This window comes from Streptomyces sp. NPDC058221, from assembly GCF_042882365.1.
GTDB lineage: Bacteria > Actinomycetota > Actinomycetes > Streptomycetales > Streptomycetaceae > Streptomyces.
On record NZ_JBHVWF010000072.1, the window covers coordinates 25,096 to 39,008 of the forward strand.

The following is a 13,913-nucleotide window of genomic DNA, read 5'->3' on the forward strand; positions in this document are numbered from 1 at the left end:
ACTCCCACAATGCGATCTTGCCGGTGGTCGGGGTGGCCGGATTCGAACCGACGACCTTCCGCTCCCAAAGCGGACGCGCTACCAAGCTGCGCCACACCCCGTCGGTGCGACACGTAGGGTACATGCAGACCGGCAGTGCGTCGGCCGCTTTCGGCGGGCGCCGCACATCGCGGGACACGGGTGCCGCGATCGGGTGTGCGGGCAGCGCCCGCGACCCGCTACGATACTTCTCGTGCCGCGGTCCCCGGTGACCTGCGGTGCGTTGCATGCGGGCGTAGCTCAATGGTAGAGCCCTAGTCTTCCAAACTAGCTACGCGGGTTCGATTCCCGTCGCCCGCTCCATGCTTCGGGCCCGGCCGGCGGACATCGTCTTCGATGGCTGCCGGACCGGGCCTCTTGCGTTGCCCGTCGCCGCCCCCCGCGGGGGGCGGCCCTCCGGTCAGAAGCTGATCTGGTTGATGCTCTGCGCTATCGAGTCCATGAACTTCTGGATCGACGGCGCCATGCCGGTCGACGCCAGGAAGAAGCCGAAGAGCACCGCGACGATCGCGGGTCCGGCCTTGATGGAGCCGCCTCGGATCAGGACCACCAGGACGATCGCCAAAAGAAGCACCACAGACAGTGAAATGGCCACGACTGATCACACCCTCGGTCGGTCCGCCTTGCCGGCCCGGAGGTGTGCGGCCACGCACTCCTCCGTTGGCGTCCATCGTGCCACCAACTCCCCTGTGGTCGCTGCAAGCTGACGCATGCACCGGTCGGTATCGCGCCATCTTGCGCCGCTCGTGCGCCGGCGCGCGACACCCAGGGACGGCCGTAGGGCCGGGAGCCGCACGGCAGGTACGGACGAGCACCCGCGACTTCGAGCCGATGAACAGGAATGATCACATCGGTGATCGTTTCCGTACCCACACGCTTTATTCACATGCAATTTTAAGAGTCGAGCGCGACGTAATTCACCCCCCTCGACTGCCTGCTGATATGCACCATTTAAGGAGGATTAACACGCCCAAACCGGGCAAATTTCTAAGGTTTGGCTTTTGGTCGGACGGGAACACGCGATATCCGATGACGGTTTTACGAAATGCAATCGAGACGTCTAGGGTGCTTGAGATGTTCCACGCTCCGAACGTATTTCAGCGGGCCAAGCTCCCACCGGCCACCCGGGAGTCGGAGCCCAGACGCCAGGACCGAACGACGGCCCCGGATGCCACCGCGGGAGTCGTGGTGGCGGAGCGGCCTGCGCAGAACGCACCCACGAAGAAGCGTGACGCCTACTTCGACAACGCCAAGTACCTGGCCATCGTTCTGGTCGCGGTGGCGCACGCATGGGCGCCGGTCATGGACGGGAGCCGGACGGCCCGCGCGGTGTGGATGGTCACGTACACCTTCCACATGCCGGCTTTCATTATTATCTCGGGCTATTTCTCACGCTCGTTCGACCTGAGCCCGACCAAGGTGAAGCGCCTGATCACCGGTGTCGCCGTGCCGTACATCGTGTTCGAGACGGCGTACTCCCTGTTCCGGCGGTACGCGAACGACTCACCCGATGCGGCGATCAGTCTGCTCGAACCCTGGTACCTCACCTGGTTCCTGGCCGCGCTGTTCGTCTGGCGGCTCACCACGCCGATCTGGCAGAACCTGCGTCACCCCCTGGCTGTCTCGCTCGTCATCGCCGCCCTCGCCTCGCTCGCCCCCAGCGTCGGCGACGACCTCGACCTGCCGCGCGTACTGCAGTTCCTGCCGTTCTTCGTGCTCGGCCTCCGGCTCAAGCCCGAGCACTTCCGGCTGGTCCAGCGCCGCGAGGTGCGACTGCTCGCCCTGCCGCTGTTCGCCGGGGCGGCGGTCTTCGCCTACTGGGCGGCACCCCGGATGCAGCTGGGCTGGTTCCTGCGCGACTCCAGCGCCCAGGACATGAACGCTCCGTGGTGGTCCGGCGCGATGATGACCCTCGCGCTGTTCGGCTGCGCGACCCTGCTCACCATCGGGTTCCTGTCGTGGGTGCCGCGCCGTCACATGTGGTTCACGGTGCTGGGCGCCGGCACGATCTGCGGCTATCTGCTGCACGGCTTCCTGGTGAAGGGCTCCGACTACTTCGGGCTCTTCGACCGGAACGAGTGGCTGGTCTCGCCGACCGGTCTGGTGCTCGTCAGCGTGGTCGCCGCGGCCGCTGTGACGCTGCTCTGCACGCCGCCGGTGCGGCGGGTCCTGCGGTGCGTGACCGAGCCCGACATGAACTGGGCCTTCCGGCGGGACTCCGCCAAGCTCTGAGCCGTCACGATGCTCTGAATCCGTCACGATGAAGCCCGGCCCCGAGATGGGCCGGGCTTCGCCGTGTTGGCTCAATACTGCTGTTCGGTGGGCGCTTTCGGTGCGGTCAGCCCGAGCAGGCTCCGTACCTGCGCATACTTCGCGGCCAGTCGGGTACGGGTCGCCGCGTCCAGCACCGCGAGGCGTGCCGGATCCGCGTTGTGCGCGAGATCGGACTCCTTGACCAGCAGGGCGCCCGGGGTGGCCAGGATGCGCCGGGTGTACGCCGGCAGTTCCTCGCCATCCCGCTTGGTGACGGCGAGAACCATGTCCCTGACCTGCTGCGGCAGCGCCGCCCCGGCCAGCCACCGAGCCGACAACGCGTCATCCTCGACCGCGTCGTGCAGCCAGGCCGCTGCGATCTGGTCGTCGCTGCCTCCCCTGATCCTCACGCCCTCCGCGACGGCCGCGAGATGTTCGGCGTACGGCCGGCCCGCCTTGTCGCGCTGACCGGCATGGGCCTCGCGGGCGATGCGCTCGACTTCGGCCAGGGTCAGGTGTGTGCGTGGTCCTGTCATGGCCCGACTCTACGGACGGTCCGGCGTCCAGCTGTCCGGGGCAGGGAAAGTTGCAACGTCAATCGTTCGGTAAACTAATTACTGACGCTTTCTTGACGTTCTCTTGACCAAGCGAAGGACTGGGCTCATCGGACACGCAGACACGCTCATCGCCATGGGCGGCGCCTTCCTCGCCGCCGCCGTTCTCGCTCGCGTCGGCAGCCGTATCGGACTGCCGACCATCCCCCTGTTCATCCTGGCCGGGATCCTGCTCGGCCCGCACACTCCCGGCATCGTCCTCGTCGCCGATCCGCACGACCTGGAGATGCTCTCCGCACTCGGCCTGGTACTGCTGCTCTTCTACCTGGGCCTCGAGTTCCACCTCGACGACCTCAAAGCGGGCGGCCGCAAGATGGCGCTCGCCGGGGGCACCTATCTCGCCCTGAACGTCGGCGCAGGACTCGGATTCGGCTTCGCGCTCGGCTGGGGCACTTCGGAGGCGCTGGTCCTCGCCGGGGTGCTCGGCATCTCGTCGTCGGCCATCGTCACCAAGGTCCTGGTCGACCTGGGCCGCATCGGCAACCCGGAGACCAAGCCGATCCTCGGGATCATCGTCGTCGAGGACGTGTTCCTCGCGCTGTATCTGGCGGCCCTCCAGCCCATCCTCTCGGGCGCCGACAGCCTCTCGGCGGCGGCGGTCGACGGCGGGAAGGCCTTCGGATTCCTGCTGCTGCTCGCTCTGGCGGCCCGGTTCGGCACCAGGCTCATCAGCAAGCTGATCAACACCAAGGACGACGAACTCCTCGTCATCTCCTTCCTGGGTGCGGCGGTCCTGGTGGCCGGCATCTCGGAGTGGTTCGGGGTCGCTGACGCCATCGGCGCCTTCATGGTGGGTCTCATGCTCGGCAGCACGTCCTCCGGCGAACGCATCCTCAAGCTGGTCCACCCGCTGCGCGACGCCTTCGGCGCGATCTTCTTCTTCGCGTTCGGTCTCTCCATCAACCCCGGTGATCTGCCGGGTGTGGTGTGGCCGGTGCTGGCCGCCGTCGCGGTGACGCTCCTCATGAACGTGTTCGCGGGGATGGCCACGGCCAAGCTGTACGCGTTCGGGCCGCAGGCCACCGCGAACATCTCCACCACCCTGGTGGCACGCGGTGAGTTCGCGCTCATCCTCGCCACGATGGCGGCGGGCGCGGGACTGGACGAACGGCTGGCGCCGTTCATCGCCGGATACGTGCTCGTCCTCGCGGTCCTGGCCCCACTGGCCGCCGGGCGCTCGCACTGGCTGGCCAGAATCCTGCCGGGCGCTCGCGAACCCGGGCTCACCCCGATCCGGTGACGGACAACACGCCGTTGACGTACGCCCGGTTCGGTCCGGTTGCGTACGGTTCAGGATTTACGTGACAGCAGCAGGAGTGCCCGGTCGTCGTTGACGTCCTTGGCACAGGCCTCGATGAGATGCCAGGCCGCACCCTCGAAGCCCGTCGGGACATAGCGGTCGGCCTCGCCGGTCAGCCGGTCGATGCCCTCCGCCATGTCCCGGTCGGACGTCTCCACCAGTCCGTCGGTGAACAGCATCAGTACGTCCCCGGGGGCCAGCGAGCCCTTCACGGCGTCGAACTGCGCCCCGTCGTACACCCCGAGCAGGGGGCCCTCCGCCGCCTTCTCCTCCCACCGGCCGCTGCCGGCGTGGAGCTGGAGGGCGGGGGGATGGCCCGCCGAGAGGAGTTCGTAGTCACCCGATTCGAGGTCCAGGACGAGATGGATCGAGGTGGCGAAACCCTCGTCCCAGTCCTGTCGCAGCAGATAGCCGTTGGCCGCAGGCAGGAAGCCGTGCGGCGGCAGCGATCCGAGGAGCCCGCCGAAGGCACCCGACAGCAACAGGGCGCGGGAGCCCGCGTCCATGCCCTTGCCCGAGACATCGGTGAGCACGGCCTCCAGGGTGCGGCCTCCGTTGGTGCGGGCCGCGACGACGAAGTCGCCGGAGAAGGACTGCCCGCCCGCCGGGCGCAGCGACATCTCCCGGTGCCAGCCCTGCGGGAGCCGGGGCAGCGCGCTCTGCACCCGGATGCGTTCGCGCAGGTCGAAGAGCATGGTGCCGCCGCGCCGCCACGGCACGCCGACCCTGGCCCGGAACTGGGCGAGTACCAGCCCGAAGAAGCCGCAGGCCGCGACGGTCAGCACCGTTCCGGGGGTGACGCCGATCGTGCCGTCCGTGTACGGGCCGAGCGAGATGGACTCGACGATCAGGGCCGCGGCGGCTGCCGCGTACAGACCGAGCAGGCTGGCGGGCCGCAGCAGCAGGCCACCCGCGACGATCGGCAGGACGAGTGCGGTCGGTGAGCACCAGACCGGGTTCAGCAGGGTGGCGCAGGTGATGGCCGGGACGGTGAGCAGCAGGGCGGCCAGGGCGATCCAGTCGGAGCCGTCGCCGCGGAAGTAGTCGACGCCGGATCTGCGCAGCGTGCTGCGTACCCGGTGCGCCGATTTTCGCAAACGGGCCGGGTATGTCTCTGCTCCTGCGCGTCGGGCCATTGCGGGGACCTTATCCACCCGACGGCCTCCGGTGCAGGGGGACCCCTGTGACAATGCGTTCGAAATCGGGTCGCCTGCCCGTCGCCGCCCTGGTAGGCATGGCATATGACTACAGAGCTCCGCGTATTGCGCCCGTCCGAATGGACCGAATGGTTCGAGTCCCTTGAGCTCGCCTTCGGAGGGGTCCCCGAATCACCCGAGGAGCGCGAGCAGCTGGAGTCGCTGACCGAGTACGAGCGTTCGCTCGGGATCTGGGACGGTACCGATGTGGTGGCCACGGCAGGGGCGTTCAGCTTCCGGCTGGCCGTGCCGGGCGGGGCGCTGGTGCCGGCGGCGGGCGTGACGATGGTCAGTGTCGCGACCACGCACCGCAGGCGTGGGCTGCTGACGTCGATGATGCGCCGGCAGCTGGACGACGTACGGGCGCTGGGTGAGCCGGTCGCCGTGCTCACGGCGTCGGAGCCGGCGATCTACGGCCGCTTCGGGTACGGGGCGGCGACCCGCCAGATGTCCCTGGCGATCGACACGGACCGGGTGCGGCTGAACGTTCCGGAGGGCACCGACGAGATCCGGCTGCGGTACGCGAAGAAGGACGAGGCGGTCGCGGCGTGCGAGAGCGTGTACGCCCGCCTCGTGCCGGGCCGGCCCGGCACTCCGGCCCACGGTCCGGGCTGGGAGCGCAAGTCGCTGCTCGATCCTGCGAGTTCACGGCAGGGCGGTTCGGCCCTGCAGTGCCTGCTGGCCGAGCGGGACGGCGAAGTGGTGGGATACGCGACATACCACATCAAACCGGACTGGGACAGCTCGGGCCCCAAGGGCCGGATCGCCGTGAGCGATCTGGCGGCACTGGATCCGGCGGCGTACGCGGCGCTGTGGCGGTTCCTCTTCGGGATCGACCTCACCTCGACGGTCGAGGCGCGCAACCGGCCGGTGGACGACGCGGTGCTGCACCTGGTCTCGGATGTACGGAGGTGCGAGGTCCGGGTCCGGGACTCGCTCCATGTGCGGCTGGTGGATGTGGGCGCGGCGCTGGAGGCGCGGAGCTATCGGGGGCCGGTGGACGTGGTGTTCGACGTCGAGGACGCGTTCTGCCCCTGGAACGCGGGGCGTTGGCGACTGACGGCCGACGCGAAGGGGGGTGCGTCGTGCAAGCGCACGGATGACGCGGCGGACCTGGCGCTGTCGGTACGGGAGTTGGGGACGGCGTATCTGGGCGGCGAGTCGCTGCGTGCGTTGGCCCTGGCCGGGCGGGTGCGGGAGCTTCGGGCGGGGGCGGTGGCGGAGGTGTCGTCGGCGTTCCTGTCCGACGTGGCGCCGTGGCTGCCGCGGGGGTTCTAGGCGAGTGCGGGTTCGTCCGGCGACGGGCCTTTGTCCTCAATCGCCGGACGGGCTTGATCTGCCCTGGTGCACGTGTTGCAACTGGGCGCCGCGGGCTGCCGCACAGCACCCTCCGGGCGCTTTGTCCTCAATCGCCGGACGGGCTTGATTTGGCCGGGTTAGCTGGTTCTGCCCGGGCTTTCCCGGACAGGCGCGAAAATCGAGCCCGCCCGGCGATCGAGGACAATCAAGCCTGTCCGGCGCTTGAGGACGAAAGGGCGCGCCGTGCAACCCGCGCTCAGCGGGACTGGCACCCCGGGCACCAGAACAGGTTCCGGGCCGACAGCTCCGCCGCGCGGATCTCCGTGCCGCAGACGTGGCACGCCTGCCGGGCACGCCGGTAGACGTACACCTCGCCGCCGTGGTCGTCCACCCGTGGCGGGCGGCCCATCGCCTCGGGCAGGTGCGCGGGGCGGACCGTGTCGATGCGGTTGTTGCGCACGCCCTCGCGCATCAGCTCGCCCAGGTCCGCCCAGATCGCGTCCCACTCCCGGCGGGTGAGGTCCCTGCCGGGCCGGTAGGGGTCGATGCCGTGCCGGAAGAGGACCTCCGCGCGGTACACGTTGCCCACGCCCGCGACGACCTTCTGGTCCATCAGCAGGGCGGCCACGGTGATCCGGCTTCGGGAGATCCGCTGCCAGGCGCGCTCGCCGTCCTCGTCGGAGCGCAGCGGGTCCGGACCCAGCCGGTCGTGTATCGCCTGCTTCTCGGCGCCGGTGATCAGCGCACAGGCGGTGGGGCCGCGCAGATCCGCGTAGTGCTCGTCGTTGAGCAGACGCAGCCGGACCGTGTCGGTGGGCGGCGGGGCGGGGGCCGTACCGAATCCGAGCTTGCCGAACAGGCCGAGGTGGATATGGACCCAGCCGCTCCCCTCGAAGCCGAGGAAGAGGTGCTTGCCGTGCGCGTCCACCCCGTCGAGCACCCGGCCGTCCAGCAGTGCGGCACTGTCGGAGAACTTGCCCTGCGGGCTGCTCACCCGCACCGGCCGGCCGGCGAACCTGTCCAGATGGTCCGCGGCGAGGCGGTGGATCGTGTGTCCCTCGGGCACGGCGGCGGCTCTCCTGGACGGTGTGGATGCGGACATGGCTGTGCCGCCGGGGGCTCCGGCGGCACAGCGGGAAGCGGGTCGGTCAGCCCTGCTGCGGGTGATGGGCCGGCACCGGGGGGAGCTCGCCGGTGTTCTCGTACGCCGTGAGCATCTCGATGCGACGGGTGTGCCGCTCCTCGCCGGAGTACGGCGTGGCGAGGAAGATCTCCACGAACTTGGTGGACTCCTCCTGCGTGTGCATCCGGCCGCCGATGGAGATCACGTTGGCGTCGTTGTGCTCACGGCCCAGCGCTGCGGTCTGCTCGCTCCAGGCGAGTGCGGCGCGGACGCCCTTGACCTTGTTGGCGGCCATCTGCTCGCCGTTGCCGGAACCGCCGATGACGATGCCGAGGCTGCCCGGGTCGGCGGCCGTCTTCTCGGCGGCACGCAGGCAGAACGGCGGATAGTCGTCCTGGGCGTCATAGATGTGGGGACCACAGTCGACGGCCTCGTGGCCTTGGGCCTTGAGCCACTCGACGAGGTGGTTCTTGAGTTCGTAACCGGCATGGTCGGAGCCGAGGTACACGCGCATGGGAGGAGTGTGGCACGAGCTTCGGCGGGTAACCGACGACGGGGTGCGGTGTGGCCCTGATGTGCGGACCCCGTGTGTGCCGGGCCACTGAGGCAACGATCAGGTCAACGGGCGGATGTGGGGGTTCCGTTTTCAGGTCCCGCCGGGCTTCAATGCAACGCTCGCCGCTCACCACAGTGCCGCGGCGAGTCACGCTACCGGGTGATCCGAAAACGTAAGGATTCGATCCATGACGTCGCAGACGACTCTGGCCGGACCGGGCCAGCAGCCCGAGGGGCCGGACCGGACGGGGCCCGACGACGGGCTCCAGGCCGGTCTCAAGAACCGTCACCTCTCGATGATCGCCATCGGCGGTGTGATCGGCGCGGGCCTCTTCGTGGGTTCGAGCGCGGGCATCGCAGCCGCCGGACCGGCGATCCTGCTGTCGTACGCGCTGGTCGGCCTGATGGTCGTCTTCGTGATGCGGATGCTCGGCGAGATGGCCGCCGCCCGGCCGGCCTCGGGCTCCTTCTCCGCCTACGCCGACCATGCGCTGGGCCGCTGGGCCGGTTTCTCGATCGGCTGGCTGTACTGGTTCTTCTGGGTCGTGGTGCTCGCCGTCGAGGCCACGGCGGGTGCCAAGATCCTTGAGAACTGGGTGCCGGGCGTCCCGCAGTGGGCCTGGGCGCTGATCGTCATGCTGGCGCTGACCGCGACGAACCTGGTCTCGGTCGGCTCGTACGGGGAGTTCGAGTTCTGGTTCGCCGGGATCAAGGTCGTCGCGATCGGCGCCTTCGTGATCGTCGGCCTGCTCGCCGTCTTCGGGGTGCTGCCGGGTTCGGACAACGCCGGCTCGGGGCTGGCCCATCTCACCGACACCGGCGGCTTCTTCCCCAAGGGGCCGGGCGCCGTCCTCACCGGTGTGCTGATGGTGGTCTTCTCCTTCATGGGCAGCGAGATCGTGACGCTGGCGGCCGGCGAGTCGGAGAATCCGCAGCGCGCCGTCCAGAAGGCCACCAACAGCGTGATCTGGCGGATCGCGGTCTTCTACCTGGGCTCGATCTTCGTCGTGCTGACGCTGCTCCCGTGGAACGACGCCTCGATCATGGAGAAGGGCAGCTACGTCGCGGCGCTCGACTCGATCGGCATCCCGCACGCCGGCCAGGTGATGGACGTCATCGTGCTGACCGCCGTGCTCTCCTGTCTCAACTCCGGTCTCTACACGGCTTCCCGGATGGCCTTCTCGCTCGGCGGCCGCGGCGACGCCCCGAAGGCGTTCGCCCGCACCAACAAGCGCGGCGTGCCGCAGGCCGCGATCCTCTCCTCGGTCGTCTTCGGCTTCGTCGCCGTCTTCTTCAACTACCAGTGGCCGGACACCGTCTTCGCGTTCCTGCTGAACTCCTCCGGCGCGGTCGCCCTGTTCGTCTGGCTGGTCATCTGCTTCACCCAGCTGCGGATGCGCGGCATCATCCTGCGCGAGTCGCCCGAGAAGCTGGTCGTGCGGATGTGGCTCTTCCCCTATCTGACCTGGGCGACCATCGCGATGATCTCGTTCGTGCTGGTCTACATGCTGACCGACGACGCCGCACGCGAGCAGGTGCTGCTCTCGCTGCTGGTCGCGGTCCTGGTGGTGGCCGTCTCGCTGGTACTCGATGCACGCCGGCGCCGCGGCGCCACCCCGGCCGAAAAGGCAGGCAGCTGATCGCCGATACCTGACGGAAGCTGTCAGGTATAGCGGGGAGGCTCTCCGTCGTAAGCCATCGAGCGAGCGACTGGAGAGCCTCCGTCATGACTGCCGCCCCTGCCGAATTCCCGTCCGGTTACCAGACCGGTTTCCCGATCCGCCCGGACCTCGTCGTCCGGGCCACCGGGGCCGAGGACGTACGTGCCGCCGTGGCGCGCGCGGCCCGGGACGGCCTCCGGGTCGCCGTGCACGCCACCGGGCACGGACTGCCGGGCCCCGTCGAGGGCGGGGTCCTGATCGACACCGGCCGGATGGACTCCGTACGGATCGACCCGGCCCGCCGCACCGCGGCCGTCGGGGCGGGCACCACCTGGGGACAGGTGGCCGAGGCCGCGGCGCCGCACGGGCTCGCCCCGCTGAACGGCTCATCCCCCGGAGTGGGCGCCGTCTCCTACACGCTGGGGGGCGGGCTGGGCATCCTGGCCCGGGAGTTCGGGTACGCCGCCGACCATGTGCGGTCACTCGACGCGGTGACGGCCGACGGAGTGCTGCGCCATGTCACCCCCGAGGACGAGCCCGGCCTGTTCTGGGGGCTGCGCGGCGGCGGGCACCGGCTGGGTGTGGTGACGGGCCTGGAGATCGGACTGGCCGAGGTGGCCAGGCTGTACGGCGGCTCGATCGCCTTCGACGGGGACGGCGAGGCGGGTGCGCAGGTGCTGCGGCGCTATCTCGAGTGGACCAGGACCGTGCCCAGCACGCTGACGTCGTCCGTCGCCGCACTCGTGTACCCGGACGCGCCGCAGCTGCCGGAGCCGCTGCGGGGACGGTACGTCGTCTCCGTACGGGTCGCGTACACCGGCACCGAGGCCGGGGGCGAGCGACTCGTGGCGCCGCTTCGGGCGCTCGGCCCGGTGCTGTCGGACTCTCTGCGGGAGATGCCGTACACCGACAGCCACACCATCCACAGCGATCCGCCGTTCCCGCACGCGTACTACGGCGACGGGCTGATGCTGAGCGGTCTTGACCACGGACGCGCGGCGCGGGTGCTCGAACTGACCGGCAGGAAGGCCCCGATGATGACCGTGGTCCAGCTCAACCACCTGGGCGGCGCGCTGGCCACCGGCCCTTCGGTGGAGAACGCGGTGCCGTACCGCGAGGCGGGATTCCTGCTCCGGCTGCTCTCCCCGCTCGACGGCACGGACGTGCGTTCCGTGCGGGCCCTGTACGAGGAGGTGGCCGGGGCCGTCGCACCGCTCGCCGTGGGCCGTTCGCTGAACTTCTCCTTCGGCGGCGGGGACCGCACCGGCGGTTTCCACGACGCGCCGACGCAGAAGAGGCTCGCCGGTCTGGTGTCGCGCTACGACCCGGCAAGCCTCTTCGGTGGGGCCTACGGCATCAGCCGCGACGGCCGATGAGCTTCCACGACGCGGGCAGCGCGCCCATCGCGAGCACGGCCTTGAGCGCGTCACCGAGCAGGAACGGCGTCAGGCCTGCCGCGATCGCGGCGCTCGCCGGCAGGCCGGTGGACAGCGCCAGGTAGGGCACCCCGACCGCGTAGATGATCGCCGAGCCGAGCACCATGGTGCCCGCCGTCCGCAGCACCGAGCGGTCGCCGCCGCGGCGGGCGAGGCCGCCGACGACGGTGGAGGCGAGCAGCATTCCGAGCACATAGCCGAACGAGGCGCCGCCCGGGCCGGAGCTGCCTGCCGAGAACCACGGCATACCGGCCATGCCGACGAGCGCGTACACGGCGAGGGCGAGGAAGCCGCGGCGGGCGCCGAGTGCGGTGCCGACGAGGAGCGCGGCGAAGGTCTGGCCGGTGACCGGGACCGGGGAGCCGGGGACCGGCACGGCGATCTGGGCGGCTATGCCGGTGAGCGCGGCGCCACCGAGCACCAGGGCGGTGTCCACCGCGTAGCGGTGCCGGGCGGCGGGCAGCAGGTCGGCGAGGACCGCTCCGGTACGGACGGGGGCGGCGGCAGCAGTGCTCATCGGGACTCCGCGGGTGAGGGTGGGGACAGGGCAGATCCTGACGTTAGCGGACGGTGCAACGCTCGATCACCATCAGCGGCCCACAAAGCGGCGGTTGAGGGATTGGTGGGGTTCTCACAAAGGTCTGCACGCAATCGCCCTCGGGCGTGATGCTCGTCACGGAGGTGAGAGCGGATCGACTCCCCGCGGGCAGGGAAAGACATCAAGGGCCGACTGTTGGTTACCTCCAAAAGGGCCCGCGCGTGGCCGATCCGCGACGGAACAGCCGCCCGGACCCGCCCCACGCAGCGGGATGCGCACCTTGTGTGAGCATGGTGCCCGTATAGCGGACATCCGTTCCGCCTGAACGGGGCGCAGGTTCAGACTGAGCGCACGTCCCCCCTCTCACCGACCGAACAGAGCTCGTCCATGCCTCGGACCTCCGTGCCTCCCCCCACCGGCACCCCGGCCGTCACCTCCGACAACCGGACCGACTCGGCCCTCACCCACGGACTCAAACAGCGCCATCTGTCGATGATCGCCCTCGGCGGCGTCATCGGCGCCGGGCTGTTCGTGGGCTCCGGCGCGGGTATCGCCGCCGCCGGCCCCTCGATCGTCATCGCGTACGCCTGCTCCGGGCTGCTGGTCATGCTGGTGATGCGGATGCTCGGCGAGATGTCGGCGGCCAATCCGGCATCCGGCTCCTTCTCCGTGCACGCCGAGCGGGCGATCGGCCCGTGGGCCGGGTTCACGGCGGGCTGGGCGTTCTGGGTGCTGCTCTGCGTCGCCGTCGGCCTGGAGGGCATCGGCGCGGCGAAGATCGTCACCGGCTGGCTGCCCGGAACCCCGGAGTGGGCCTGGGTGGCGCTGTTCATGGTGGTGTTCCTGGGGACGAACCTGGCCTCGGTGACGAAGTTCGGCGAGTTCGAGTTCTGGTTCGCCGCGCTCAAGGTCGCCGCGATCACGCTGTTCCTGGTGCTGGGCGTGCTGGCGATCCTCGGGGTCCTCCCGGACACGGACGCGCCGGGCACCGCCAACCTCAGCGGCGAGGGCGGCTTCATGCCGAACGGCTCCGAGGGGCTCGTCATCGGGCTGCTCGCATCCGTCTTCGCGTACGGCGGTCTGGAGACCGTCACCATCGCCGCGGCCGAGTCCGAGAATCCGGTGCGGGGCGTCGCGAAGGCCGTGCGGACGGCGATGTGGCGGATCGCGCTCTTCTACGTCGGCTCGATGGCGGTCATCGTCACGCTGGTTCCGTGGGACGACCCGAAGGTCGTGGGGGTGGGCCCGTTCTACGCGGCCCTGGACCACCTCGGCATCAGCGGCGCCGCGGAGATCATGAACATCGTCATCCTGGTGGCCCTGCTCTCCGCGATGAACGCCAATATCTACGGCGCCTCGCGCATGGCCTGTTCACTGGTCGCCCGCGGCCAGGGCCCGAAGCGGCTCGGCCGGATCTCCTCCGGTGTGCCGCGCGGCGCGGTCCTGGTCTCGTCCGTGTTCGGCTTCCTGTGCGTGCTGCTGAGCTACTGGCGGCCCGACGACGTCTTCCCCTGGCTGCTCAACATGACCGGCGCGGTGATCCTGGTCGTCTGGATCTTCATCGCCGCCTCCCAGCTGATCCTCCGTACCCGGCTGGAGCGCGAGGAGCCGCAGAAGCTGGTGGTGCGGATGTGGCTGTTCCCGGTTCTGACGGTGGTGGCCCTGCTGGCCATGGTCGGCATCTTCTTCCTGATGCTCCGCCAGCCCGACACCCGTGACCAGCTGCTGGCGACGGGCGCGCTGACGGCGGTCCTGATCGTCATCGGCGTGGTCCGGCAGCGGCGCTCCGCGCCGTCGGCCCCGGCGCCGACGGACACGTAACCCGGCACACGAAAACGCCGGGCGGGCCGGATCACTGCCGGCCCCCCCGCGGGTTCGTGGGGCCCGGGCCGCCCCGGG

General features: G+C 69.8%; 12 protein-coding genes and 2 tRNA genes. 7 read left to right on the forward strand and 7 right to left on the reverse strand.

The features are described from left to right. Positions 1-24: 24 nt before the first annotated feature. Positions 25-101: transfer RNA gene (locus ACFVW8_RS22505), tRNA-Pro, on the reverse strand. A 167-nt stretch (positions 102-268) separates the two neighbouring features. Between ACFVW8_RS22505 and ACFVW8_RS22510 the strand changes: the two genes are divergently transcribed. Beyond that, a tRNA-Gly gene (locus ACFVW8_RS22510) sits at positions 269-342 on the forward strand. 97 nt (positions 343-439) lie between these two features. Here ACFVW8_RS22510 and ACFVW8_RS22515 read toward each other — a convergent pair. Continuing rightward, complete coding sequence (locus ACFVW8_RS22515) at positions 440-634, reverse strand: hypothetical protein (protein WP_363073952.1); 195 nt, start codon at positions 632-634, stop codon at positions 440-442. A 479-nt stretch (positions 635-1,113) separates the two neighbouring features. Here ACFVW8_RS22515 and ACFVW8_RS22520 point away from each other — a divergent pair, with 479 nt between their 5' ends. Then, entirely contained in the window at positions 1,114-2,271 is a 1,158-nt protein-coding gene (locus tag ACFVW8_RS22520) for an acyltransferase family protein (RefSeq protein WP_389692689.1), read from the forward strand. A gap of 71 nt (positions 2,272-2,342) precedes the next feature. Here the strand turns inward: ACFVW8_RS22520 and ACFVW8_RS22525 are convergent, their stop codons facing one another. Next, complete coding sequence (locus tag ACFVW8_RS22525; RefSeq protein ID WP_389692691.1) at positions 2,343-2,828, reverse strand: HD domain-containing protein; 486 nt, start codon at positions 2,826-2,828, stop codon at positions 2,343-2,345. A gap of 154 nt (positions 2,829-2,982) precedes the next feature. Between ACFVW8_RS22525 and ACFVW8_RS22530 the strand changes: the two genes are divergently transcribed. Then, positions 2,983-4,146 (forward strand): cation:proton antiporter, encoded by a 1,164-nt coding sequence (locus ACFVW8_RS22530; RefSeq protein ID WP_389692693.1) that lies wholly within the window; start codon positions 2,983-2,985, stop codon positions 4,144-4,146. 50 nt (positions 4,147-4,196) lie between these two features. On the opposite strand, the gene ACFVW8_RS22535 is transcribed toward ACFVW8_RS22530, so the two are convergent. Further along, complete coding sequence (locus tag ACFVW8_RS22535; RefSeq protein ID WP_389692695.1) at positions 4,197-5,342, reverse strand: PP2C family protein-serine/threonine phosphatase; 1,146 nt, start codon at positions 5,340-5,342, stop codon at positions 4,197-4,199. Positions 5,343-5,447: 105 nt separating this feature from the next. Between ACFVW8_RS22535 and ACFVW8_RS22540 the strand changes: the two genes are divergently transcribed. After that, positions 5,448-6,680 carry a GNAT family N-acetyltransferase gene (locus ACFVW8_RS22540; protein ID WP_389692697.1) on the forward strand — a complete coding sequence of 411 codons (1,233 nt, stop codon included), beginning with the start codon at positions 5,448-5,450 and terminating at the stop codon, positions 6,678-6,680. 277 nt (positions 6,681-6,957) lie between these two features. Here the strand turns inward: ACFVW8_RS22540 and ACFVW8_RS22545 are convergent, their stop codons facing one another. Together ACFVW8_RS22545 and ACFVW8_RS22550 are read right to left on the reverse strand one after the other, a co-directional pair. Then, the gene (locus ACFVW8_RS22545) at positions 6,958-7,767 is read right to left on the reverse strand and encodes an Fpg/Nei family DNA glycosylase (RefSeq protein ID WP_389692699.1); all 810 of its coding nucleotides are present in this window, start codon (positions 7,765-7,767) and stop codon (positions 6,958-6,960) included. An 82-nt stretch (positions 7,768-7,849) separates the two neighbouring features. After that, a complete protein-coding gene (locus ACFVW8_RS22550) occupies positions 7,850-8,338 on the reverse strand; it encodes a ribose-5-phosphate isomerase (RefSeq protein ID WP_389692701.1) in 489 nt (162 codons plus the stop codon). 229 nt (positions 8,339-8,567) lie between these two features. Between ACFVW8_RS22550 and ACFVW8_RS22555 the strand changes: the two genes are divergently transcribed. Beyond that, positions 8,568-10,019 carry an amino acid permease gene (locus ACFVW8_RS22555; protein ID WP_389692703.1) on the forward strand — a complete coding sequence of 484 codons (1,452 nt, stop codon included), beginning with the start codon at positions 8,568-8,570 and terminating at the stop codon, positions 10,017-10,019. Positions 10,020-10,105: 86 nt separating this feature from the next. Further along, on the forward strand, positions 10,106-11,416 hold the full coding sequence (locus ACFVW8_RS22560; RefSeq protein ID WP_389692705.1) for an FAD-binding oxidoreductase: 1,311 nt from the start codon (positions 10,106-10,108) through the stop codon (positions 11,414-11,416). Here ACFVW8_RS22560 and ACFVW8_RS22565 read toward each other — a convergent pair. After that, complete coding sequence (locus tag ACFVW8_RS22565; RefSeq protein ID WP_389692707.1) at positions 11,397-11,993, reverse strand: biotin transporter BioY; 597 nt, start codon at positions 11,991-11,993, stop codon at positions 11,397-11,399. The two genes, ACFVW8_RS22560 and ACFVW8_RS22565, sit on opposite strands and share 20 nt — an antisense overlap. Positions 11,994-12,401: 408 nt before the next feature. Here ACFVW8_RS22565 and ACFVW8_RS22570 point away from each other — a divergent pair, with 408 nt between their 5' ends. Then, on the forward strand, positions 12,402-13,835 hold the full coding sequence (locus ACFVW8_RS22570; RefSeq protein WP_389692709.1) for an amino acid permease: 1,434 nt from the start codon (positions 12,402-12,404) through the stop codon (positions 13,833-13,835). The last annotated feature ends 78 nt before the right edge of the window (positions 13,836-13,913 follow it).